The 23,240-nt window shown below is 38.3% G+C and carries 20 protein-coding genes; 16 read left to right on the forward strand and 4 right to left on the reverse strand.

Going from position 1 to position 23,240, the window contains the following annotated elements; genetic code table 11:
- Positions 1-173: 173 nt before the first annotated feature.
- The 4 genes from ACFIMK_RS03870 to ACFIMK_RS03885 all read left to right on the forward strand — a co-directional run bounded on the left by ACFIMK_RS03870 (position 174) and on the right by ACFIMK_RS03885 (position 3,858).
- Positions 174-815 (forward strand): ribonuclease HII, encoded by a 642-nt coding sequence (locus ACFIMK_RS03870; RefSeq protein ID WP_375638046.1) that lies wholly within the window; start codon positions 174-176, stop codon positions 813-815.
- On the forward strand, positions 812-1,774 hold the full coding sequence (locus tag ACFIMK_RS03875) for an L-threonylcarbamoyladenylate synthase (protein ID WP_375611114.1): 963 nt from the start codon (positions 812-814) through the stop codon (positions 1,772-1,774). Before ACFIMK_RS03870 ends, ACFIMK_RS03875 begins: the two co-directional genes overlap by 4 nt.
- A gap of 2 nt (positions 1,775-1,776) precedes the next feature.
- Positions 1,777-3,186 carry an FAD-binding oxidoreductase gene (locus ACFIMK_RS03880; RefSeq protein WP_375611115.1) on the forward strand — a complete coding sequence of 470 codons (1,410 nt, stop codon included), beginning with the start codon at positions 1,777-1,779 and terminating at the stop codon, positions 3,184-3,186.
- Between the two features lie 144 nt (positions 3,187-3,330).
- Positions 3,331-3,858 (forward strand): DUF6101 family protein, encoded by a 528-nt coding sequence (locus ACFIMK_RS03885; RefSeq protein WP_375638047.1) that lies wholly within the window; start codon positions 3,331-3,333, stop codon positions 3,856-3,858.
- A 1,086-nt stretch (positions 3,859-4,944) separates the two neighbouring features.
- Here the strand turns inward: ACFIMK_RS03885 and purD are convergent.
- Positions 4,945-6,219, reverse strand: a complete 1,275-nt coding sequence (gene purD, locus ACFIMK_RS03890) for a phosphoribosylamine--glycine ligase (protein ID WP_375638048.1) — start codon at positions 6,217-6,219, stop codon at positions 4,945-4,947.
- A gap of 90 nt (positions 6,220-6,309) precedes the next feature.
- Here purD and ubiA point away from each other — a divergent pair, with 90 nt between their 5' ends.
- Positions 6,310-7,314, forward strand: coding sequence for a 4-hydroxybenzoate octaprenyltransferase (gene ubiA, locus ACFIMK_RS03895; RefSeq protein WP_375628320.1), 1,005 nt, complete (start codon positions 6,310-6,312; stop codon positions 7,312-7,314).
- Positions 7,315-7,552: 238 nt separating this feature from the next.
- On the opposite strand, the gene pdxH is transcribed toward ubiA, so the two are convergent.
- Positions 7,553-8,176, reverse strand: coding sequence for a pyridoxamine 5'-phosphate oxidase (gene pdxH, locus ACFIMK_RS03900; protein WP_375628318.1), 624 nt, complete (start codon positions 8,174-8,176; stop codon positions 7,553-7,555).
- 326 nt (positions 8,177-8,502) lie between these two features.
- Here pdxH and ACFIMK_RS03905 point away from each other — a divergent pair, with 326 nt between their 5' ends.
- The 8 genes from ACFIMK_RS03905 to ACFIMK_RS03940 all read left to right on the forward strand — a co-directional run bounded on the left by ACFIMK_RS03905 (position 8,503) and on the right by ACFIMK_RS03940 (position 17,129).
- Positions 8,503-9,408: a DnaJ C-terminal domain-containing protein gene (locus tag ACFIMK_RS03905; RefSeq protein WP_375628316.1), complete on the forward strand. Its 906-nt coding sequence runs from the start codon at positions 8,503-8,505 to the stop codon at positions 9,406-9,408.
- Between the two features lie 127 nt (positions 9,409-9,535).
- Positions 9,536-10,354 (forward strand): enoyl-ACP reductase FabI, encoded by an 819-nt coding sequence (gene fabI / locus ACFIMK_RS03910; RefSeq protein ID WP_273787904.1) that lies wholly within the window; start codon positions 9,536-9,538, stop codon positions 10,352-10,354.
- Between the two features lie 147 nt (positions 10,355-10,501).
- Positions 10,502-11,590, forward strand: a complete 1,089-nt coding sequence (gene aroC, locus ACFIMK_RS03915; protein ID WP_375613029.1) for a chorismate synthase — start codon at positions 10,502-10,504, stop codon at positions 11,588-11,590.
- Positions 11,591-11,605: 15 nt separating this feature from the next.
- Entirely contained in the window at positions 11,606-12,709 is a 1,104-nt protein-coding gene (gene ribB / locus ACFIMK_RS03920; protein ID WP_375613028.1) for a 3,4-dihydroxy-2-butanone-4-phosphate synthase, read from the forward strand.
- Between the two features lie 7 nt (positions 12,710-12,716).
- A complete protein-coding gene (locus ACFIMK_RS03925) occupies positions 12,717-12,971 on the forward strand; it encodes an exodeoxyribonuclease VII small subunit (protein ID WP_375611123.1) in 255 nt (84 codons plus the stop codon).
- Between the two features lie 240 nt (positions 12,972-13,211).
- Positions 13,212-15,119 (forward strand): 1-deoxy-D-xylulose-5-phosphate synthase, encoded by a 1,908-nt coding sequence (gene dxs / locus ACFIMK_RS03930; RefSeq protein WP_375681154.1) that lies wholly within the window; start codon positions 13,212-13,214, stop codon positions 15,117-15,119.
- 16 nt (positions 15,120-15,135) lie between these two features.
- Positions 15,136-15,879 (forward strand): TlyA family RNA methyltransferase, encoded by a 744-nt coding sequence (locus ACFIMK_RS03935; RefSeq protein WP_375613026.1) that lies wholly within the window; start codon positions 15,136-15,138, stop codon positions 15,877-15,879.
- Positions 15,876-17,129: a class I SAM-dependent RNA methyltransferase gene (locus ACFIMK_RS03940; RefSeq protein ID WP_375638051.1), complete on the forward strand. Its 1,254-nt coding sequence runs from the start codon at positions 15,876-15,878 to the stop codon at positions 17,127-17,129. Before ACFIMK_RS03935 ends, ACFIMK_RS03940 begins: the two co-directional genes overlap by 4 nt.
- Before the next feature lie 557 nt (positions 17,130-17,686).
- On the opposite strand, the gene tldD is transcribed toward ACFIMK_RS03940, so the two are convergent.
- Both tldD and ACFIMK_RS03950 read right to left on the reverse strand, forming a co-directional pair.
- Entirely contained in the window at positions 17,687-19,111 is a 1,425-nt protein-coding gene (gene tldD / locus ACFIMK_RS03945; RefSeq protein ID WP_375611127.1) for a metalloprotease TldD, read from the reverse strand.
- 110 nt (positions 19,112-19,221) lie between these two features.
- Positions 19,222-19,761, reverse strand: a complete 540-nt coding sequence (locus ACFIMK_RS03950; RefSeq protein ID WP_375628307.1) for an invasion associated locus B family protein — start codon at positions 19,759-19,761, stop codon at positions 19,222-19,224.
- Between the two features lie 344 nt (positions 19,762-20,105).
- On the opposite strand from ACFIMK_RS03950, the gene cyoE reads away from it, so the two are divergent.
- The 3 genes from cyoE (at position 20,106) to ACFIMK_RS03965 (ending at position 23,238) form a co-directional block, all read left to right on the forward strand.
- Positions 20,106-21,041, forward strand: coding sequence for a heme o synthase (gene cyoE / locus ACFIMK_RS03955; RefSeq protein ID WP_375613023.1), 936 nt, complete (start codon positions 20,106-20,108; stop codon positions 21,039-21,041).
- Positions 21,042-21,223: 182 nt separating this feature from the next.
- The gene (ispH, locus tag ACFIMK_RS03960; RefSeq protein WP_375611130.1) at positions 21,224-22,279 is read left to right on the forward strand and encodes a 4-hydroxy-3-methylbut-2-enyl diphosphate reductase; all 1,056 of its coding nucleotides are present in this window, start codon (positions 21,224-21,226) and stop codon (positions 22,277-22,279) included.
- On the forward strand, positions 22,279-23,238 hold the full coding sequence (locus tag ACFIMK_RS03965) for a homoserine kinase (RefSeq protein WP_375613022.1): 960 nt from the start codon (positions 22,279-22,281) through the stop codon (positions 23,236-23,238). Before ispH ends, ACFIMK_RS03965 begins: the two co-directional genes overlap by 1 nt.
- The last annotated feature ends 2 nt before the right edge of the window (positions 23,239-23,240 follow it).

A 23,240-nucleotide genomic window follows, 5' to 3' on the forward strand; every position in this document is an offset into this window, starting at 1 on the left:
ATCATGATTTTATTATACATAATAAAAGAGGGTAACCAAAGAAATGTGTTTTTTTATTTTTTGTGCAAGAATTCGTGGAATGTTTGAAGAGCCATTTAAAACTGTAATGCTTGCAAAAAATGATCAGGCTACAGAAATAGATGTATGTTTGTTGTATTTGTGATGTATCAAAGATGTTTAATTTGCCGCTTCAACCAAATTTTTCGTGCGAATTGGATTTGCAAAAACAGGGTTTTTTTCATATAGCAGGTGTTGATGAAGTAGGACGGGGGCCTCTCGCTGGACCTGTGGTAACAGCAGCCGTTATCTTGGATAGAGATCGTATTCCTAATGGGTTAAATGATTCAAAAAAACTTTCTTTTTTCCAACGAAATAGACTTTATCATGAAATTTTGCAAAGTGCATTAGCGGTTTCAGTCGCCAGTCTTTGTGCTCGTACAATTGATCAATCTAATATTAGAAAAGCAACGTTAGAAGCAATGCGTCGCTGTATTATAGGATTAGCCATTCCAGCCCACTATGTCCTTGTTGATGGGCGTGATATTCCTTCTGAGTTGTCCTGTCCTGCAATGGCATTGATTAAGGGCGATCAGCGTTCAGTTTCAATTGCAGCCGCATCTATTATTGCGAAAGTAACGCGTGATCGGATGATGGAATGTACAGGACAAGTTTATAAAGGGTATGGTTTAGAGAAGCATGTAGGTTATGCAACGCTAGCGCATCGTACAGCTCTTGATAAATATGGACCAGTTATAGGATTACATCGTTATAGTTTTGCACCACTAAAAGAGTGTTATAGAAATGATGTGTCATGACGATTCTACCACTCGATAGTGCTTCGATAAGAGAGGCAATAGCGCTTCTTGAACAAGGGAAGTTAGTAGCGTTACCAACGGAAACTGTTTATGGATTAGCGGGCGATGCAACCAATGGGAGGGCAATTTCTTCTATTTACTCTACAAAGGGTCGTCCACAAATTAATCCTCTTATTGCGCATGTTAGCGGCATCGAAATGGCGGAACGTTATGTTAAAATTGACTTTCTTTCACGCCAATTAATAGAGGAATTTTGGCCAGGGCCTTTGACATTGGTTTTGCCTTTAAAGGAACAGCATAATATCCATCCTTTAACAACCTCTGGTTTGAATACCTTGGCTGTTCGTTTTCCAGACAGTCGTTTTGCGGAAGTGGTACAACATTTTGGCCGTCCACTTGCTGCTCCTAGTGCGAATCAATCGGGGCGTCTTAGCCCTACTTCAGCTGAGGCTGTTTTTGCATCTTTGGGGGAATCTGTTCCTTTGATATTGGACGGAGGACCTGCTAAAATAGGGCTGGAATCAACGATTATTAAAATTTGTGGTGAAAATATTTATCTTTTGCGTCCAGGGGGGCTTGCGGCTGATAAAATTGAAGAGGTTGTGGGGAAGCCTTTAAAACGGATAGATCAAAGGGCGGCGATTGAAGCTCCTGGGATGTTAAAATCGCATTATGCTCCCAATGCTACGGTTCGTTTGAATGTAGAAAAGGTGGAAAATGGTGAAGCGCTTTTAGCATTTGGTTCAAAGCGTGTTATGGGGGCTGAAAATGCCGTTTCTATTTTAAACCTTAGCGAAGATGGAAAGTTGGAAGAGGCAGCCTCTCATTTATTTCAATATATGAAGGAATTAGATTCATTTAAAGTGAGATGTATCGCAGTAGAACCTATTCCATCATACGGATTAGGAGAGGCTATCAATGATCGTCTTATACGGGCTGCGGCTCCAAAGGAGAAATGAACATGGAGCAGGAATTAATTGAAGGGTTTAGGGAAATTGTTGGTGCTAAGCATGCTATAACAGATCAAGCTTTGATTGCACCGTATTTGCTTGAAGAGCGTGGGCTTTTTCATGGAAAAACACCTTTACTTTTACGTCCATCTTCTTGCGCAGAGGTCTCATCGATTATGCAGTTAGCGAGCAAAACGCGCACACCGATTGTGCCACAGGGTGGAAATACAGGGCTTGTGGGGGGACAACAACCAGATGAAGGAGGAGGGAGCGTTCTTTTATCCATGGAGCGATTAAATAAGATTAGAGCTATAAATCTTGAGGGAAATTTTGTTGTTGTAGAGGCTGGTGTTATTTTACAGGATTTACAGAAAAAAGTGGATGAATCAGGTCGTTTTTTCCCTCTTTCTTTGGCATCTGAAGGTTCTTGCCAAGTAGGAGGAAATCTTTCGTCGAATGCTGGAGGGACAGCTGTTTTAGCTTATGGCAATATGCGTGATCTTTGTCTTGGTTTAGAAGTTGTTTTACCGGATGGGCGTATTTTAGATGATTTGCGTTTTGTTAAAAAAGACAATAGCGGTTATGATTTAAAAGATCTTTTTATTGGTGCAGAAGGCACATTGGGAGTTATAACCGCAGCCGTTTTGAAGATGTTTCCAAAAATAAAAGGAAAAGCTGTTGCTTTGGTGGGATTATATAGTCCGGCGAAGGCCTTAGAGTTTTTATCTCTGGCTCAAGAATATGGAGGAGGGATGTTGACAGGTTTTGAGCTCATGGGAAATCCCAGTTTGCAAATGGCTTTAGATTATAAGATGTGTGAGAAGCCTCCTCTTCAGCGGAAACATGAATGGTATGTATTAATGAACATTTCATCGTTGCAAGGCAATGATGAGGCGTTATCGGTATTGAGTACTATTTTAGAAGAAGCTTTAAAGAACGCGGTGATAGAAGATGCAGTTGTTGCGCAATCTTTAAAACAGCAAGATTTTTTTTGGCAATTACGAGAAAGTATATCATCAGCACAAAAGTTAGCAGGAGGGTCCATTAAGCATGATATTGCAATCCCACTTGCTTCTATTCCTGATTTTATTGCTGAGGCAGCGCTCATTGTTGAAGATATTGCTCCAGGAGCACAGGTGATTTGTTTTGGACACATGGGCGATGGAAATTTACATTATAATATTACACAACCTGTAGGAGCTGATACGACAGTGTTTTTGCAGTTATGGTCAACAATGAATCATCGCATTCATAGTTTAGTGGTGGACTATAGAGGTGCATTTTCTGCTGAGCATGGAATTGGTCAGCTTAAGCGCGAAGAACTTCGTTCTTTTAAATCGCCTGTCGCATTGGATATTATGCAAGGGATTAAAAAAACACTCGATCCTTTAGGGATAATGAATCCTGGAAAAGTATTATAATTCAAGAATGGTGATCATGCATTTTTGTTTAGATTTTAATAACCAAAAAAGAAACCAGTTGTTTTTTATTCAAACTTTTAATAATCCAGTGAGAAAAAGCTGCTAAAGGGTGTATGTTATTTAAGATAAATTGGGATAATGTATATGGCTAATCAATGCTTTAATCAGGCAAAAGCGGTGCTTGAATTTCGGTTAGATCCGTGCCATTTGCCACAAACGACGACATATTTTTCATCCAAAACGGGTAATCAGGTTATTTGTTCGTTAAATGAGCGTGGTGTTTCTTTTAAAACGGATATGCCTTCAAGCTTATCGCATTTAATACCCCCTTATCATTTTCAAGGAATTGCAGCACGTACCGTAAAAACGCGTTCAGGAGAAAGAGCTGTTTCATTAGAATTACTTCATGCCGATGAGGAAGCTTGTATACCGCTTTTGGTTTCCAGAGATTTGAATAATGTTCTTCTGGATTGGCGGTTATGGGCGGATACTTATGGCCTTCCCATGCTTATGATCAATGAAGATAATCGCATTCTGGTTGTAAAAGATCGTTCTGATTTACATCGATTTTTTGGTACAACAGCACATTCTAAACAAAAGCATTTTTTACTTCGTTATAGCAATCCGTTAGGCTTGCGTTTGGTGATTGCGAATCGAATTGCACTCCAGTAAATTAACATGCATTCATTTTTGTACGACCGTCAGCATTTATCTTGTTGTGCTGTAAAACATCGTTGTTTGGGGAGGTAACATAAGGCATGTAAACTTCACACATGAAGTGTTGTTAGAAGATATGGCGAATATTCTTAAGTTTGCTTGTAGGTCTTTGTGTAAGTGCAGCATATGAGTGGGAAGCAAGAGGAACCCGCTTAATGAGAATTCAGACCTTTACAGACGGGATTTGGTGTGACTTTTGGTTCTTGAAAACAAAGAGAAAGTCAATGATTGTAAATGAGAGTTTTTTGACACCATACATTGGCAGCAGGAATCGATGATATAAAACGCTTTTTTCAGAGAGGTAAAAACGGTTTTCATAACAATAGAAACTGTTTTTTTGCGGTATAATTTTGGGTTTTTGCCACATTATTAAAAACACCAGAAGATTACTGGAAGTGTTTTTGAATTTTTTTTTATAAATCATTTCTCCATGTTGAATGAAAGCTTTGAATATTGCAGAATATTCTTATTTCATCTCTCTTTTATAATCAAAATCATTTAGATAGAAAGGGTTATCGTAATATTGAGAATTGGAAAATACAATGATGGTATAGGTTTTTATTTTTATTCCAGAAAGCTGGCAGAATGGATTTATACTATTTGCAGGTAGTGTCGTAAAATGGGAATGATAAGCATGAGAGATATTGTTTAAGAATTTGTATGTGAATAACATAACTATCTTTTTTGGGCATTTTATTTTTCGTAAAAGCGGAATTTCACTAAAAACGCGATAAATAAAAGGAATGATAGTATATACGTTTTTCCTCAGGATTTTATAAGAAAGAAAGTGTTTATAAAAATGATGAGAAAATGCGTTTAAAGTAAAGACAACAGTAAAATGATTATTTTATATTACATCTTCAGATTCAGAAAATTTTCCTATTTTATCATGAGTAGATATCCTATTTACAATATTTGATTGTTCAAAGGAAAGCACACTTATTTTTTCAAAGTTATGGTCAACGTAAAACAGTGAGAAAATTTTTGTATCATGCTCTTATATAAAATAAGAAAATCGTAAAAAAAGAATATTCAAAGGATTTAATTTTCTCGCGCAACGGCTCTCCATCCGATATCTCGACGAACAAAACCTTCTGGCCAATCAATACAATCAACAGCTTCATAAGCACGTTTTTGTGCATGCGTAATCGTTTTTCCTGTTGCAGTTATATTGAGTACACGTCCACCATTTGCAATGAGTTCTCCATCACGCAACACTGTACCAGCTTGAAAAACTTTCACATCGGGAAGAGTGTTTACTTGATCAACGTTACGGATAACAGTACCTTTTTGGGGAGAGTCTGGATAACCACTAGCAGCCATAACAACGGTGAGAGCTGTTTTTTCAGACCACCGAAGAGGCTTATTTTCAAGTTTTCCTTGAGATGCAGCAAGAAAAATTGGCAAAATATCATCTTTGAGGCGCATCATTAAAACTTGACATTCAGGATCACCGAATCGTACGTTAAATTCAATTAATTCGGGTCCTTTTTGCGTTATCATTAATCCGACGAAGAGAATACCTTTAAAGGGGGCGCCCATTTCTTTCATGCTTTTTAAAGCTGGTTCAACAATTTCTTTGAGAGTACGATTCACTATTTCTTGGGTCATGATGGGCGCTGGTGAATAAGCACCCATACCACCGGTGTTTGCTCCAGTATCCCCATCACCTACACGTTTATGATCTTGAGCAGATCCAAAAGGAAGAGCAACTTTACCATCACAAAGGCAGAAGAAGCTTGCTTCTTCACCTTCAAGAAAAGATTCTACAACAATTTTGTTTCCTGCATCTCCAAATGTACTTTTGAAGCAGGCATCAACTGCGTTAAACGCTTCTTCCATAGTTGTTGCAACCACGACACCTTTGCCAGCTGCTAAGCCATCAGCTTTAATAACAATGGGAACACCTTGTTGCTGAATGTAAGCTTTAGCTTTAGAGGCATCATTAAAGCATTGGTAACTTCCTGTAGGAATGTTATTCTTCCGACATAAATCTTTTGTAAAGGCTTTTGAACCTTCTAGTTGAGCAGCTTTTTGAGTAGGACCAAATACACAGATGTTAGCGCTATTAAGAGAGTCTGTTATACCCGCCACCAAGGGTGCTTCTGGTCCTACAATTACAAGATCAATAGAATGTGCCTTACAAAAATCAATAACAAGGGGATGGTCATCAATGTTTAAATTAATATTTTCACCAAATTCTGTTGTTGCAGGATTTCCAGGAGCACAATATAACTTTGTTAGCAGTGGTGATGCTGCTATTTTCCATGCTAAAGCATGTTCTCGTCCACCTGAGCCAATAAGAAGAATATTCATTGCTTGCTCCTCTCATAAAAGATAATTAATCTCATCCCCTTCTCATAAGAATGAAATGTCTCTATCGCAAGACCAAAGGTAAATCATTTGATGAAAAAAAATAAAAATATCGCGCATGTTCAGTCCTATGATAGCCAAGGACGGGTTATGGATGCATCTTCCAAACAATGGGTCTACAGCTTCCTTCCCCGTTCTTTATGGTTTTATGCGCAATTGGCGCGTTGGGATCGACCTATCGGTTGGCAATTGTTGATGTGGCCTTGTTTTTGGTCAACAACAATGGCTTTTTTCTCTTATAACATGCATTACGATACTCTTTTATCAATGTTTCTTCATTGGGTTTGGTATCTTTTTCTTTTTTTTCTGGGGTCTATTGCTATGCGAGGGGCAGGATGTACTTGGAATGATCTTATTGACCATAAAATTGATGCTCAGGTAGAAAGGACACGTTCTCGCCCATTGCCAACAGGTCATGTGAGTCGGTTTCAAGCGAGAGTTTTTATCCTTGTGCAATGTTTTGTTGGTTTAGTCGTTTTATCACAATTTAATAGGTTTAGTTTTTTTCTAGGTATTTCGTCATTGATAGCTGTTGCATTTTATCCTTTTATGAAACGCGTAACATATTGGCCGCAGTTTTTTTTAGGCGTTGCATTTAATTGGGGGGCATTAATGGGGTGGGCTGTTGTCTTTGGAAGTTTAAGCTGGGCACCAATCTTGCTTTATGTGGGATCAATTTTGTGGACCATAGGATATGATACAATCTACGCACATCAAGATAAAGAAGATGACATTACTGTTGGTGTCCGTTCTACGGCTCTTCTTTTTGGTAAAGCAACCAAGCGTGCTTTAGTATTTTTGTATGGTGGTTTTGTGATGTTCGTTAGTCTAGCATTTTATTTAGCTGGAGTTCCTGTTCTTAGTTTTTTGGGGATTTTTGTGGCAAGTATCCATATGTTTATTCAAATTAAAGTCATTGATATAGATGACAGTTCACAATGCCTCAGGCTTTTCAAATCTAATTCGCTTATTGGTTTTGTGATTTTTGCTGGTTTAGTATGTGGGGGTATATGGATGATATTTTATCCTGCGGTCTAAAAATAAGTTAGCTAAAATCATAGTTTCTACTGAATACAGTATGTTTTTTTTTAATAAGCTTGTTGCTAATCTATTTTTAAGCAATACAGTAGAAAATATCACCAATTAACCTTTACAGTGAAAATAAAATTCTTCTATTTAAATAAAATAAATCATCTTCTTTTAGAATTTTTCGAATAAAAAATATTTGTTTAATTGTTGCGAAGAAAAAATCTTCATAACGATGAAGTTTGAAGGATTAGGGATAAAGTTTTTGTCTTTTCCAATCGCTGTGTTCAACACAATCCCGTGTAAAAAGCAAACGATCATGTAAACGAAATGGGCGATCGCACCAGAACTCTATAGAAAGGGGTTTAACACGAAACCCAGACCAATAAGGTGGTCGTGGAATATTGCCTAGAGCATAACGCGCAGTATATTGAGCAATTGCTTTTTCGAGCACAAAACGATTGTCTAAAGGTTGAGATTGTTTAGAGGCCCATGCACCAATTCGACTACCACGTGGTCGCGATTGGAAATAGGCATCGGCTTCCTGTTGACTTACTTTTTCAACGATTCCTCTAATTCTGACTTGACGACGGAGTGATTTCCAATGAAAACCTAAGGATGCTTTCATTGATTTTAAAATTTCTTGTCCTTTACAGCTTTCATAATTGGTATAGAAGACGAATCCTTGGGGACTGTAGTCTTTGAGGAGAACCATACGAACATTAGGGAGTCCTGTTTCGTCAACTGTTGCTAATGCCATAGCATTCGGATCATTTATTTCACTTATCGTTGCCTCTTCAAGCCACTTTGCGAAAAGTTCAAAAGGTTTTTGCATTTGCATAAAATGATCATCTGTTGGTATTTTTTTGCTCATAGTTTCTCCAAATATCAGTGAGCATGGGTGAGGCATTTTCTCATTTACTTTATCATCAAGAAGTCACAGTACCATTTTTTCTTATTTTCAAAAAGCCAATGCTATCGTGTATTTCTATGGTAGTTTAATTATTTTTTACTTTAGCATAGACTACAAGGAGCTATATTAAATAAATATCTCATTTTATCTGGTATTTTAGTTTATTGATAGACATATAAAGAGAAAAGAAGAAATTATTCTTTAGAATAGACTGATGAAGCTATAAGGGATATTGAACAACGTATCAGTTGATATTTTGAAAACGAAGAAATTGAAAAGAGGGCAATATGCGTGATCCCTACACGATTTTGGGTGTGGCACGTACCGCAAAATCGCAAGAGATTAAATCGGCATTTAGAAGATTAGCGAAGAAATATCATCCAGACCATAATAAAGATGATACAAAGGCTAAAGAGAAATTTGCTGAAATTAATCAAGCCTATGAAATTATAGGTGATAAAGATAAAAAGGCACAATTTGACCGCGGTGAAATTGATATGGAAGGAAAACCGCTTTATCAAGCCTATGGTGCTGGTGAAAATTTTAGCAATAAACAAAATCCCTTTTCAGGAGGAGCAAAGGGATTTGATTTTTCCTCTTCAGGTGGTGCAGGTTTTGATACGAGTGATATTTTTCGGGATCTGTTTGGAGGAGGTGGTAGCTTTTCGAATTCCACACACTATAACCGTCCCCAACAAGGAGCACATGTTCGTGCTAATCTTGCCATAACATTAGAGCAGATGGTTGGCGCAGAAAAGGTGGAGGCTGTTTTTCCAAATGGGAAAAAGTTAAAAATTAAACTTCCAGATTATATTGAAGACGGACAGGTTATTCGTTTAAAAGGTCAGGGAGAAGCGGTACCTCACGGGCAAGCAGGAGATGCGTTAATAACCATTCAGATTCAAAAACATCCTCGTTTTCGGGTTGAAGGAAGAGCACTCCATCTTGATTTACCAGTTTCTCTTAAACATGCTGTTTTGGGAGCAAAAGAAGAAGTTGAGACGTTGGAGGGGCGTGTGGTTTTAACGATTCCTGCGTGGTCAAGTTCTGATCGCGTTTTACGGTTGAAAGGGAAAGGGCTTCGTTTAAAAAATGGTACAAGAGATGATCTTTATGTGCATGTTCGCATTATGTTGCCGGGAGATGAAAATGCCGCCGCACTAGAACAGTTTTTGCAAATGCAACAAGATTAATTTTAAAAATTTTATATATAAAAGCGTAGTTTTTGTTTGATTTTAAACCAATTGCTTGAAGAAAAAGTTGACCTGTGTCATAGGCAGGTGAATAATACTAATTTTAAGTAACAATGGGGCAGTGCTGATGGCTAAGGGTAATGGTTTATTGTACGGTAAGCGTGGTTTAATTTTGGGGTTGGCCAATAATCGCTCCATCGCTTGGGGAATCGCTAAAGCGGCAAGTAGCGCAGGGGCAGAGCTTGCTTTTACCTATCAGGGTGAAGCAATGAAAAAGCGTGTCGAGCCTTTGGCTGAAGAATTAAAGGGATTTGTTTGTGGACATTGTGATGTTTCTGACAGTGTCTCTATTGATACGGTCTTTAGAGAAATAGAGAAGAAATGGGGAAAACTTGATTTTTTAGTTCATGCTATTGGTTTTTCTGATAAAGATGAATTAAGTGGTCGTTATATTGATATCAGCGAATCAAATTTTATGATGACCATGAATATTTCCGTTTATTCCCTAACAGCTCTAACGAAGCGTGCAGAAAAATTGATGCCAGATGGTGGTTCAATCTTGACACTAACCTATTATGGTGCAGAAAAGGTTGTTCCCAATTATAATGTAATGGGGGTTGCCAAAGCCGCTCTTGAAGCGAGCGTGAAATATTTAGCGGTAGATTTAGGTCCCCAAAATATTCGTGTTAATGCTATATCTGCTGGACCAATTAAAACGTTAGCGGCTTCTGGTATTGGTGATTTTCGTTATATTTTAAAATGGAATGAATATAATGCTCCATTACGTCGTACGGTAACAATTGAAGAGGTTGGTGATTCTGCGCTTTATTTTCTTTCAGATTTGTCTCGTTCTGTTACCGGTGAAGTCCATCATGTCGATTCGGGTTATAATATCATAGGTATGAAAGCAGTTGATGCACCAGACATTTCTGTCGTTAAAGAATAAAGTTTGGTTATAAGATTTTATTAGACAGCAGTAATTTGACCAAATTTAAGGTGTCCAAGAGTATTTGGGAGAAAAGAGCTGTTTTGTGTATAGCACACAACATACGTTATCGTTGTATATATTTGACAGAGAAATGGATCTTTTTTCATGTCGCATAATACATTTGGTCATTTGTTTCGTGTAACAACATGGGGTGAAAGTCATGGTGCTGCTCTTGGTTGTGTCATTGATGGTTGTCCACCTGGAATTATTTTTACTCTTGCAGAAGTTCAAGCTTATCTTGATAAACGCAAGCCAGGACAATCAAAATACACAACGCAGCGCCGAGAACCAGATGAAGTAGAGGTCCTTTCAGGAGTTGTTGTTCAAGACGATGGAACGACATTGGTGACAACAGGTACACCAATTTCTCTGTTGATTCGAAACACAGATCAACGCTCTCAAGATTATGGAGCAATTGCTCATCAGTATCGTCCAGGACATGCGGATTATACTTATGATATTAAATATGGCATTCGTGATTTTCGAGGCGGGGGACGTGCTTCGGCACGGGAGACGGCAGCACGTGTTGCAGCAGGTGCATTTGCTCGTAAAATCGTTCCTGGTTTGATTGTACGAGGAGCAGTGATAGCAATTGGTCCTCATAATATTAATCGTGATCGTTGGGATTGGTCAGAGGTCGATAATAATCCTTTTTTTACAGCTGATGCAGAGATGGTTCAAATTTTTAGTGACTATATCAGTAAACTCCGTAAAGAGGGGACATCTGTTGGTGCGGTTGTTGAGATCGTTGCAGAAAATGTTCCGGCAGGTTTAGGAGCCCCTATTTACGCAAAGCTTGATCAAGATATTGCCTCGTTACTTATGTCGATTAATGCGGTAAAAGGTGTGGAAATTGGTGATGGTTTTGCGGCAGCCCGCTTGAGGGGAGAAGAAAATGCGGATGAAATGCGAATGGGAAATGATGGAAAACCGCTTTTTTTATCAAATCATGCGGGAGGTATTTTAGGGGGAATATCGAGTGGACAGCCAATTGTTGCGCGTTTTGCTGTAAAGCCTACTTCATCAATTTTAACACCTCGTCGTTCCATTGATGTTGATGGTCATGATATAGACGTTATAACAAAGGGACGTCATGATCCATGTGTTGGGATTCGTGCCGTTCCTGTTGGTGAAGCGATGGTTGCTTGTGCTATTGCTGACCATTATCTAAGACATCGCGGTCAAGTTGGGTGATTGAAAAGGTGAACAATGGCGTATGATGAAAAAAAAATTGTTTCTGCACTTAAAGCTTTTGAACGCGGTGAAATTGTTGTGGTGACAGATGATGATGACCGTGAAAATGAGGGTGATTTAACTGTTGCTGCAGCGCATTGTACAGAAGAAAAGATGGCGTTTATTCTTCGTCACACAACAGGTATTGTGTGCACACCTATGCCAAAAAAAGAAGCAAAACGGTTTAATCTTTCTCCTATGGTACCAGATAATAACTCTGCACATGGGACGCAATTTACGGTTACTGTTGATTTTAAACACGGCATAACAACAGGGATCTCAGCACATGACCGTACATTAGCTGTACGTAATCTTGCGAATTCAAATGCAAGTGCGGATGATTTTGTTCGTCCAGGGCATGTTTTTCCTTTAATTGCGCATGAAGGGGGAGTGCTCATGCGTTCAGGTCACACGGAGGCCGCTGTTGATTTATGTAAATTAGCTAATTTGCCGCCGGTTGGTGTTATCGGTGAGTTAGTTAATGATGATGGAAGCGTTAAACATGGCGATCAGATTATGAAATTTGCGCAAGAACATCGGTTGCATATTATAACGGTTGCAGATTTAATTGCTTACCGCCAACGTAAGGAAATATTGATCAAGCATGTTGGAGAAATGCCTATTGAAACATTCGTAGGTCCCGCTATTGTTCAAAGTTATCAACTCCCTTGGGAAGTCGTTCAGCATATTGCAATTGTTTTTGGTGATGTCCGTGAGGGTGAGAATATTCCTGTGCATTTACATCATGAAAACATTATAAGTGACGTTTTTTGTCAAACTTCAGATATTATGGTGATGATGCGGCGTATGATGGAAAAAGAAAAACGTGGCGTATTTATTTATTTGCGTGAAGGATCTGTTATACAATCAACTGTTGGTATTCAAAACATGACAAGAAACAGTTCAGAAAACCATGTGCAGGCGATTGCACGCGAAGAAGAATGGCGCAAAATTGGTTTAGGATCACAAATTTTAAAATATTTAGGAATAGGCTCTGTTATTGTTTATGCTTCTAAAGAGCATCATTATGTAGGTTTGGAAGGTTTTGGAGTTCGTATATCCAGAACAGATATTTTTTGAGGTTCATATGAAAAAAGAGATACAAGAGGGGGATATTACGACCTTAAGCTTTGAGCAAGCGCTTAAGCAACTTGAAGTTATTGTCGAAAATTTGGAACGTGGCGATGTGCCTTTGGAACAATCCATTGATATTTATGAACGCGGTGAAGCGCTTAAAAAGCATTGTGAAAAACTCTTAAGAGTTGCTGAAGCTAAAGTTGAAAAAATCCAGCTTTCAGAAGAAGGTTTTCCAGAAGGAGTGGAACCACTTGATGCTAAATAATTTAAATCTTTTTGGATATTTATTGTGGGACTTAAGAGAAGCAATAACCTTAGTTTATAAACAGAAAGTTTTATTGATTTCTTTTTTATAAAATAAGTTAAAAATGAGGAAATTATAGCTCATCTCAAATAGAAAAGAGCATTTTCAGTAAAAAAGATGCAAAACTGTAAATAAAAGAGTAGAGAAGATATATTTTTATCATTGTGTTTTCTTGAGTTAAGATAATAGGAAGGATTTTTTTTGTCTCAGGTCTTAACACCATTGCTTGACCGTGTTTGTTTTCCGCAAGATTTGCGGGCATTACCTGAGTCTGATTTGGTACAGTTGGCTGATGAGTTGCGGACCGCAACAATTGATGCGGTTTCTGTAACAGGTGGTCATCTTGGGGCGGGACTTGGTGTTGTTGAGCTCACTGTTGCATTACATTATATTTTTAATACACCAGAGGATAGGATTATTTGGGATGTTGGTCATCAAACCTATCCACACAAGATTTTAACGGGGCGTAGAGAAAAAATTCGCACATTACGTCAGGAGGGCGGATTATCTGGTTTTACAAAACGTTCAGAAAGTGTGTATGATCCATTTGGAGCGGGGCATTCGTCTACTTCTATTTCAGCGGGGCTTGGTATGGCAGTGGCAAGTGCTTTGAAAGCAGAGACAAGACGCAATATCATAACTGTCATTGGTGATGGTGCAATGTCTGCGGGCATGGCTTATGAAGCCATGAACAACGCTGGTGCTTTGAATGCACGCTTGATTGTTGTTCTTAATGATAACGATATGTCTATAGCACCACCTACAGGTGCTATGAGTGCACATCTTGCACGATTAGTGTCTCGTCCTTCTTATCGTCATTTGCGTGAACGCGTAAAGATGTTGAGCGAAAAATTGCCAAAGTTTTTTTTGGATAAAGCTCGTCGTTCAGAGGAATTTGCGCGTGGCCTTTTGGTTGGGGGAACTTTATTTGATGAGCTTGGCTTTTATTATGTTGGACCCATAGATGGGCACAATTTGGGGCATTTATTGCCTGTTTTTAAAAATGTTCGTGAATATCCTAATGGTCCTGTTTTGGTGCATGTTGTAACCCATAAGGGAAAGGGATATCCACCTGCAGAGGCCTCGTCTGATAAATATCATGGTGTTAATCGTTTTGATGTCACGACAGGAAAACAGGTAAAAGCATCAAGTAATATTCTACCCTATACCAAGGTATTTTCTAAAGCTTTAATAGAAGAAGCTCGCCATGATGATAAGATTGTTGGCATAACAGCAGCGATGCCAACAGGGACAGGCCTTGATTCTTTTGCGAAAAAATTTCCTGAAAAAATGTTTGATGTTGGTATCGCTGAGCAACATGCCGTAACTTTTGCGGCAGGACTTGCTTGTGAAGGGTATAAGCCTTTTGTTGCAATTTATTCTACTTTTTTACAGCGTGCTTATGATCAAATTATTCATGATGTATCAATTCAAAAATTACCGGTACGTTTTGCTATTGACCGAGCAGGTTTTGTGGGGGCAGATGGTGCAACACATGCTGGAAGTTTTGATATTGTTTTTTTGGCCACTCTTCCTGAGTTTGTTGTTATGGCACCTTCTGATGAGCTTGAACTGATGCATATGGTGCGTACAGCTGCAGCTTATGATCAGGGACCAATTTCTTTTCGTTATCCGCGTGGTGAGGGGATTGGTATAGATTTACCGCAACGTGGTGAGTTATTAGAAATTGGAAAAGGGCGCGTTCTGCGTGAAGGAAATAGAATCGCTTTGGTTTGTTTTGGAACGCGGATGTCAGAAGTGTTGCAAGCTGCTGATGCGTTGGAGGCTGAAGAATTGTCTACAACGGTTGCAGATGCACGGTTTGCAAAACCTTTAGATAAAGATTTGATGCGTCGTTTGGCACGTGAGCATGAGGTATTGGTGACAATTGAAGAAGGGGCAATCGGTGGATTTGGAGCGCACATATTACAATTTTTAGCGCAAGAAGGGCTCTTAGAGCATGGTTTGAAAGTTCGTACACTAAAATTTCCTGATGAATATTTGAATCATGGTTCACCAGAAAAAATTCTTTCACGTGTCGGACTTGACGCTATGGGTATTTTAAACACGGTTTTTGCTGTTTTGGGACGCGAGATTCGAACAGGATAGAAAATTCGAGTATGAGATGGCTTCCAGAAAAAGACTCGATATTTTTTTAGTTGAAAAAAACTTTTTTACGACACGTTCACGCGCACGTGATGCAATTATGCGCCAAACTGTTAAAGTTAACGGAGAAATCGTTTTTAAAGCTGGGCAAATCGTTTTTGATGATGCAGAGATTACCGTTTGTGATCCAGCGCAGAATTATGTTTCTCGGGCAGCGTTAAAATTGATTGCTGCACTTGATGCATTTCCAATTGTAACGGACAAAGTGACAGCCATTGATGTTGGTGCATCAACAGGTGGTTTTACGCAAGTTCTCTTAGAGCGTGGAGCAGATCATGTCATTGCCGTTGATGTTGGGCATCATCAATTTGATAAACGTTTATTGGGCAACAGTGCTATAACGTTATTAGAAGGCTTGAATGTCAGAGATTTTAAACAGGAACATTTAGGTGGGCGAGAAATTGATCTTATCGTTTCAGATGTTAGCTTTATTTCGCTCAAACTTGCGTTGCCTCCCGTGTTGTCTTTAGCCAAGAAGGGTGCCCAAGCTGTTTTACTGGTAAAGCCTCAGTTTGAGGTTGGTCGTAAACACTTTAGTAAGGGAGGAATATTAAGTCCATCAAGTGCTAAAGAAACTGCTGAGGCGCTTTTTGTTTGGTTAAATACACAAACAGGGTGGAGTGCAAAAGGTTTAATTTCTTCCCCTATTACAGGTGGTGATGGCAACGTGGAATATTTACTATTCGGAGAAAAACAAGAGTGAATGACAATGTCATAATCGATCATATCGGAGCAAATGGTTATGGTATTGCTAAGACGTCTCACGGCTTCGTTTCTGTTCCTTTTACTTTACCAGGAGAGTGTGCTGAAATTACTGTTCATGGAAAATATGCAACATATATAACATTAAAAGAAAAATCATCAGAACGCATTGATACTCTTTGTCAGCATTTTGGAGAATGTGGAGGGTGTACTCTTCAGCATTGGCATATGGATGCTTATCGCGTATGGAAACAACAATTGGTTGTTGAGGCGCTTAAAAAGTATGGACTTAATAATGTTGTTGCGCCTTTAATAGAATGTAAACCTTATAGCCGACGGCGGATTACTCTAACAGCATCCATGACCCCACAGGGGCAAAAAGTTGGTTTTAACCGTTATCTCTCTCATGAGATTGTAGCTCTTGAGGAATGCCCAGTAAGCCGTCCAGAGCTTATTTCTCAGTTGCATAATATCAGAGAGCTCTGTGCTTTTCTAAAGAGCTCTGCCAAACGGTTTCATGTTACGATAACATGTGTTGAAAATGGTTTAGATGTTGCTTTAAGCGGTTGCATTATACACCATGAATCACTTCGTCAGAGAATGATCAGTGCTGCTCTTTCATATGGGATTATACGTTTATCTGTTGACGGTGAAGTTTTGGTTGAACGAGAAAAACCAGAGATTTACTTTGGAGATGTCCGTGTTGAATTTCCTTCTGGTGGTTTTCTGCAAGCAACTTGTGAAGCTGAAAATATAATGGGCAATATTATTTTGACTCATTTAAAAAAAGCAAAGAATGCTGTTGATTTGTTTTCAGGGGTAGGAACATTTACCTTGCGTATGGCAAAAAAGATGAATGTTCATGCAGTAGAAAATAATGAAGATGCATTAAGAAATCTAAATACAGCAGCACGTTTTGCGACTGGTTTAAAAACGGTCACTTGTGAAAAACGTGATCTTTTCCGACATCCCCTTTCTGTAAAGGAACTTGAATGTTTTGAGAGTGTTGTTTTTGATCCTCCCCGTGCTGGTGCAGAGCAACAAGTACGTGAATTAGCGAAGACAACAGTATCACGTGTTGTGGCAATTTCTTGTAATCCTACTACATTTGCTCGTGATTTATCTCTTCTTGTTGCAGGGGGGTATACAGTAGAAAAAATCATACCGATTGATCAATTTTTATGGTCACCACATGTCGAAGTTGTTGCTGTTTTGAGCAAAAAGAAAAAAAAGAAAGGTTGGAAACTTTAGCCTGAAAGTTTTTTAATACTATGAAGATTTTTTAAAAGTTGACCTGTGTATTATTATAAAATTTCTCCAAAATTTATCTATAATAATAACCTTTTTCTCGTTGAGCTAAGAGCACTGAATGTAGAAAGTGCTTTTTTCTTTTAAGCTTTTTTATTATGAAATATAAAAGACAAGTTACCCCACACAAAAAAACACACAAAAGACTAATATCTTACGAAAAAGATGTGTCTGAATAAGCCTGTGCCGTCGTTATATTTGCCATCCCCTAATGTTTCTTAAAACTCTTGGTACTTGAGACGGCCCATAAGAGGAATCTTTAGTCTTTTCTTGTACAGTTTTTATCCATATAACTCTCCCCGCCTGTAACGTATAAACGAATGATTTTGATTGATCCAACAGACACAGATTTAAAATGAGAGAATCTTGCGGTATTCAAGGTTCTAATACAATATGAATAACGCTAGATTATCTTTATAAATCAATTCATTGTAATCTCCCCCTCACAAAATGGTCATAATAGACGAGAAGGAGGCAATACTGGGAAGGAATGAGCAAGCTTATTCCTCTATAAGCGCAGTTCCACCGATTGTCATATTATTGATTCGAAGATGAGGTTGACCAACACCAACAGGGACATTTTGCCCTGCTTTTCCGCACATACCAATACCATTATCTAGTTTACTATCATTACCAATCATTGTGATACGTTTCATAGCATCCGGTCCATTTCCAATAAGAGTTGCACCTTTGATTGGTGCACAAATTTTGCCATTTTCTACTCGGTATGCTTCAGTACATTCAAAGACGAATTTTCCGGAAGTAATATCAACTTGTCCTCCACCAAATGAAACAGCATAGATACCACTTTTAAGTGAAGAAAGGATTTCTTCAGGTGTTTTATCTCCTCCTAGCATGATTGTATTGGTCATTCGTGGCATTGGTGCATAAGCATAAGATTCACGCCGTCCATTTCCAGTTGATTTACCTCCCATAAGCCGTGCATTAAGTCTGTCTTGCATAAAACCAACGAGTTTTCCATCTTCAATGAGAACGTTATATCCTGAAGGGGTCCCCTCATCATCGACAGTGAGAGAGCCACGGCATTGTGGAATTGTTCCATCATCAACAACTGTAACACCTTTTGCTGCAACTTGTTGTCCTAAAAGTCCAGCAAAAGCCGATGTTTTTTTACGGTTAAAGTCACCTTCTAAACCATGACCTACGGCTTCATGGAGCATAACACCAGGCCATCCGTTAGCTAAGACAACATCAAAAGATCCAGCAGGTGCTGCTTCTGCTTCTAAATTTGTTAAAGCCATACGTAAGGCTTCATCCGCGGCTTTTTTCCAATTGTCTTCATGAATAAATTGGTTAAATGCTTGTCTCCCTCCACATCCATAAAAACCATTTTCACGACGATTGCCTTCAGCTGCGACCACAGATATAGAAAGTCGCACAAGGGGACGAATATCACGAACCAAATAACCATCTGCACGTAAAATTTCAACATGTTGTAGCGAGCCGGAAAGAGAAACAGTCACCTGATGCAATTTATCATTTTTAGCACGTAAATAGGCATCAATTTTTTGCAAAAGAGCACTTTTTTCTTCAAATGATGGAGCATCAAGGGGATTATGCGGTTGATAAAGCCTTTTGTTTGTTTGTTGAGGTGCTATGCTATAAGTCCCTGCATGATTATTATAGGTAACAGCTTTAGCAGCTTCACTGGCACGTTTGAGTGCAGCAGCTGATAACTCACTAGAGTGAGCATATCCAGTAGCCTCTCCAGCAACAACGCGTAGTCCAAATCCCATATCTTGATGAAATGAGCCGTTTTTAAGCTGTCCATTATCAAATAAAAGAGCTTCGCTTTCTGTGTACTCAAGGTAAAGCTCACCATCATCAGCATGATGAAGTGTTTCCTGTATAAGTGATTGCACTTTAGAGGAAGCAATATCAAAATGATCAATCAGCGATTTCATAAGAATTATCCTATTTTTATGGGGGCTCAGAAGATTTTTATCAATCTAATTTTAAGAATCTTTCAAAATATACGATGAGATTTTGATTGTTTAAAATGTATTGATTTCATTCATGTCGGTAAGGTTGCATAGGCGTCGCCAAGACCATGAAGGTCAACAAAACCTCCAATCCCTTGTTCCGGAGTTGTAAAGATAAAATAGGTTGCCATTTTTCCTTTTAAAAAGAGCTGCAATATGTCTTCTTTAAGAAAGGCTTCAGCAACACAATTATCACCAAGACAACGACGATATTCCATTCTGCCCATATTTTTATCGTCAATTTTAATTCCAACGCCAGGACGTAATTCAACGCGAATCGGAACAAAAACACGCATCAAAGCACCTTGCTTTTGAGGAAGTTTATAAAATGTAACGCGCAAGGTAATATCTTGACGCCCTTGTGTGTGAACGTTTTGTACAACTTCACACTGTATGTTAGGTGTACCTGGTGGTAGAGAACACACTTTTGTCCATGCACCATAGGTTTGCGGAGCAGGGACATCTTGTGCATAGGGTGTTTGTGCAAATGCATGACTGATAAAACTACTATAAAGCGTGTAAAGAACAGCACCAATAAAAAAAGTTTTTTTGAGTAATTTATAAAGTATCACAGAAAATCCTATCCGACTCAACACCCACAACCATGCATAGATTTACATAAAAAAATGAATTCCCCATAAAAAACCATAACACAAAATCAGTATTTACCCAAATATATTAATTCATATGATATATTTTTATGATACATTTGTAATGTGGAGAGAACGTTGATTGAAAAAATGTATTTTTATTGCCAATATTTCCATTTACTTTTAGGGGATACGTGCGAAAGAGATATTTCATATTTTCTCAAAAATACGATTGGTCTTAATGGGTCATTTCCATACGCTAGATAATATTTGTCAGATAATATTGGATTTGTGAATGACAGAAATGGAAAAGGGCTTTGAGTGGAATGTCAGTTTCAGAAGAGTTATCGGTTGTGAATGGTAAATCAACGCCACCAAAATCCGGTATTGGTGATTACATCACATTATTAAAGCCACGTGTTATGTCTCTTGTGGTCTTTACGGCTCTGGTTGGTTTGCTTGTATCGCCTGTTCCTATCAATCCGTGGTATGGTTTTTTAGCAATTTTATGTATTGCTGCTGGTGGCGGTGGTGCGGGAGCACTGAACATGTGGTATGATGCTGACATTGATGCTGTGATGGAACGGACTAAAAAGCGTCCTATTCCCATGGGTAAAATCAGCTCCCAAAAGGCATTTATTTTTGGCATGGTTCTTTCTATGCTCTCGGTATTGGTTATGGGGAGCTTCATTAATTGGTTTGCGGCATTTTTTCTTGCGTTTACGATTTTCTTTTATGTCGTTATCTATACAATTTGGTTAAAGCGTATCACACCACAAAATATTGTTATTGGTGGTGCTTCTGGGGCTTTTCCACCAATGATTGGATGGGCCGTGACAACAGGGACAGTGAGTATTGATAGCTTTTTATTATTTTTAATCATTTTTATGTGGACCCCCCCTCACTTTTGGGCTCTTTCTTTATTTTCATCTCTTGATTATGAGGCTGCAGGTATCCCTATGATGCCTAATGTACGAGGTGAACATTCAACAAAAAAACAGATTTTATTTTATACTGTTTTGATGGCATTGTGTGCTGCTGCTCCTTGCTTTACTGGTCTTGGCGGAATTTTTTATGGTATTTTTTCAACAATTTTAAGCATTATCTTTATTTATTTTGCCTATCGTTTATGGAAAGCTGATACACATAATGAAACTATTTTGATGGCCAAAAAAACGTTTTTCTTTTCGTTACTTTATTTGGCAGCTATCTTTGGAATTCTTTTGATTGAATCTCTTGTTTGGTATTTTATCGCTCTTTAGTTGCGTAAAATGAAAGAGCAAATTTTAAAAGAGCTTTTCTTCAAGAAAATGCTGTAAGAAAACACGATAGAGTGTGTTCTTATGCAAAAGATGATATTGCACGTTTTTTTACATTGCTTATTCATGTATAATAATAGGTTGTTTGAATATATAGCTAAAACTATAGAGATTAAGGATGATTTATGTCTGGACTTCCCCCTTTAACGATACGTCTTTGTGGTCCACGTGGATTTTGTGCAGGGGTTGATCGTGCTATCCAGATTGTTCTGCTTGCATTAAAAAAATATGGTGTTCCAGTATATGTTCGTCATGAAATTGTACACAACCGCTACGTAGTTGAGGGATTACAGCAACGGGGTGCTGTTTTTGTCGAAGAACTTAATGAGATTCCAGAAGAACATCGCAATCAACCAGTTGTTTTTTCTGCTCATGGTGTACCAAAATCTGTTTCAGAAGAAGCACGATACTATAATTTGTTTTATCTCGACGCAACATGTCCGTTGGTCTCGAAAGTTCATAAACAAGCGATACGACATCAACGTCATGGTCGTCATGTTATATTGATTGGTCATGCTGGTCATCCTGAGGTGATAGGGACAATGGGACAGCTTGAAGAAGGGGTTGTGACGCTTATTGAAACGATAGAAGATGCTTTGCATTATCAACCCAATGATCCAGATAAATTAGGATTTGTTACACAAACAACGCTTTCTGTTGAAGATACTGCAGGAATTATCGATATATTACAACAACGTTTTCCTACATTAGCAGCACCAGCGGCTGAATCAATTTGCTATGCTACAACGAATCGACAAGATGCGGTTAAAGCAGCGGCAAAGGGGAGTGATTTGTTTTTGATTGTTGGAGCACCAAACTCTTCTAATTCACGACGTTTAGTAGAGGTTGCCGAAAAGTCTGGTGCGCGGCAAGCTATTTTAGTTCAGCGCGCTGATGAAATTAATTTTGAAAACCTAAAATCTCTTTCTATAGTCAGTCTTTCAGCAGGGGCTTCGGCTCCTGAAATTATTATTGATGAAATTATTTCAGCATTTCGTGAGCGTTATGATGTCACAATAGAATTAGCTGAAACAGTGGTAGAAACGGAAAAATTTTTAGTGAGTCGCGAATTACGCGACGTCATTTTAACGTCTCAAGATATGGCTTTCGTTAATGGTCAAGCAAATAATGCAAAAAATGAAAATCAGAATACAGACATGTCTACAACGAAAGCAGAATAATGGCCGTTTATACAGATATTCACCCAAATGATTTAAAAGTGTTTTTAACACGTTATGCAATAGGATCACTTTTGTCTTATCAAGGTATAGAAGAGGGGATTGAAAATTCTAATTTTATGTTAGAGACAACACAAGGGCGATTTATTTTAACACTTTATGAAAAGCGTATTTCAAAAGATGATTTACCTTTTTTTTGTCGCTTGATGCAGCATTTAGGACAGCGTGGAATTCCTTGTCCTCAACCTGTTATTCAAAATGATGGAATGATGATCTGTGAACTAGCAGGACGTCCTGCTGCTATTATTACTTTTCTGGAAGGAGAGTGGATCCGCCAGCCCAATATAGATCATTGTGGCGAAGTGGGGACGGGGTTAGCACAATTACATTTAGCAGGACAGGATTTTACACTCAGTCGTAAAAATACTCTTTCTGTTATGGATTGGAAGGTATTGTGGCAACGTTGTCAAACCAAAGAAGATGCATTGTTAAAAGAATTTGGACAAAAAATTGAGTTGGAATTGGCTTTTTTACAGGAAAATTGGCCATGTAATTTACCAATAGGCATTATTCATGCAGATTTATTTAATGATAACGTTTTTTTTGTGAATCATCGTCTTTCTGGGATGATAGATTTCTATTTTGCTTGTAATGACTTTTTTGCTTATGATTTAGCGATCTGTTTAAATGCTTGGTGCTTTGAGCCTGATCATTCCTATAATCTTACCAAAGCACGTAAGTTATTGGAAAATTATCAAAAAATAAGACCATTGATCCCTTTAGAATTGGACAAGATGGTCTTATTAGCTCGTGGTGCATCTCTACGTTTCTTACTCACACGTCTATATGATTGGTTTAATACACCGCCTAATAGCTTTGTTATTAAGAAAGATCCATGGGAGTATTGGCACAAGCTTTGTTTTTTCAGTAATGTAAATTCGCTAAGTGAATTAGGTTTTTAAAT

It is taken from the genome of Bartonella sp. AP280QHHD, from assembly GCF_042196125.1.
Taxonomy (GTDB): Bacteria; Pseudomonadota; Alphaproteobacteria; order Rhizobiales; family Rhizobiaceae; genus Bartonella.

Excerpts from the sequence above, each read along its gene's own strand:
- ACFIMK_RS03870 (WP_375638046.1), top strand. The coding sequence starts at position 174 with ATGTTTAATTTGCCGCTTCAACCAAATTTTTCGTGCGAATTGGATTTG.
- ACFIMK_RS03875 (WP_375611114.1), top strand. The coding sequence starts at position 812 with ATGACGATTCTACCACTCGATAGTGCTTCGATAAGAGAGGCAATAGCG.
- ACFIMK_RS03880 (WP_375611115.1), top strand. The coding sequence starts at position 1,777 with ATGGAGCAGGAATTAATTGAAGGGTTTAGGGAAATTGTTGGTGCTAAG.
- ACFIMK_RS03885 (WP_375638047.1), top strand. The coding sequence starts at position 3,331 with ATGGCTAATCAATGCTTTAATCAGGCAAAAGCGGTGCTTGAATTTCGG.
- purD (WP_375638048.1), bottom strand. The coding sequence starts at position 6,219 with ATGAATATTCTTCTTATTGGCTCAGGTGGACGAGAACATGCTTTAGCA.
- ubiA (WP_375628320.1), top strand. The coding sequence starts at position 6,310 with ATGAAAAAAAATAAAAATATCGCGCATGTTCAGTCCTATGATAGCCAA.
- pdxH (WP_375628318.1), bottom strand. The coding sequence starts at position 8,176 with ATGAGCAAAAAAATACCAACAGATGATCATTTTATGCAAATGCAAAAA.
- ACFIMK_RS03905 (WP_375628316.1), top strand. The coding sequence starts at position 8,503 with ATGCGTGATCCCTACACGATTTTGGGTGTGGCACGTACCGCAAAATCG.
- fabI (WP_273787904.1), top strand. The coding sequence starts at position 9,536 with ATGGCTAAGGGTAATGGTTTATTGTACGGTAAGCGTGGTTTAATTTTG.
- aroC (WP_375613029.1), top strand. The coding sequence starts at position 10,502 with ATGTCGCATAATACATTTGGTCATTTGTTTCGTGTAACAACATGGGGT.
- ribB (WP_375613028.1), top strand. The coding sequence starts at position 11,606 with ATGGCGTATGATGAAAAAAAAATTGTTTCTGCACTTAAAGCTTTTGAA.
- ACFIMK_RS03925 (WP_375611123.1), top strand. The coding sequence starts at position 12,717 with ATGAAAAAAGAGATACAAGAGGGGGATATTACGACCTTAAGCTTTGAG.
- ACFIMK_RS03935 (WP_375613026.1), top strand. The coding sequence starts at position 15,136 with ATGGCTTCCAGAAAAAGACTCGATATTTTTTTAGTTGAAAAAAACTTT.
- tldD (WP_375611127.1), bottom strand. The coding sequence starts at position 19,111 with ATGAAATCGCTGATTGATCATTTTGATATTGCTTCCTCTAAAGTGCAA.
- cyoE (WP_375613023.1), top strand. The coding sequence starts at position 20,106 with ATGTCAGTTTCAGAAGAGTTATCGGTTGTGAATGGTAAATCAACGCCA.
- ispH (WP_375611130.1), top strand. The coding sequence starts at position 21,224 with ATGTCTGGACTTCCCCCTTTAACGATACGTCTTTGTGGTCCACGTGGA.
- ACFIMK_RS03965 (WP_375613022.1), top strand. The coding sequence starts at position 22,279 with ATGGCCGTTTATACAGATATTCACCCAAATGATTTAAAAGTGTTTTTA.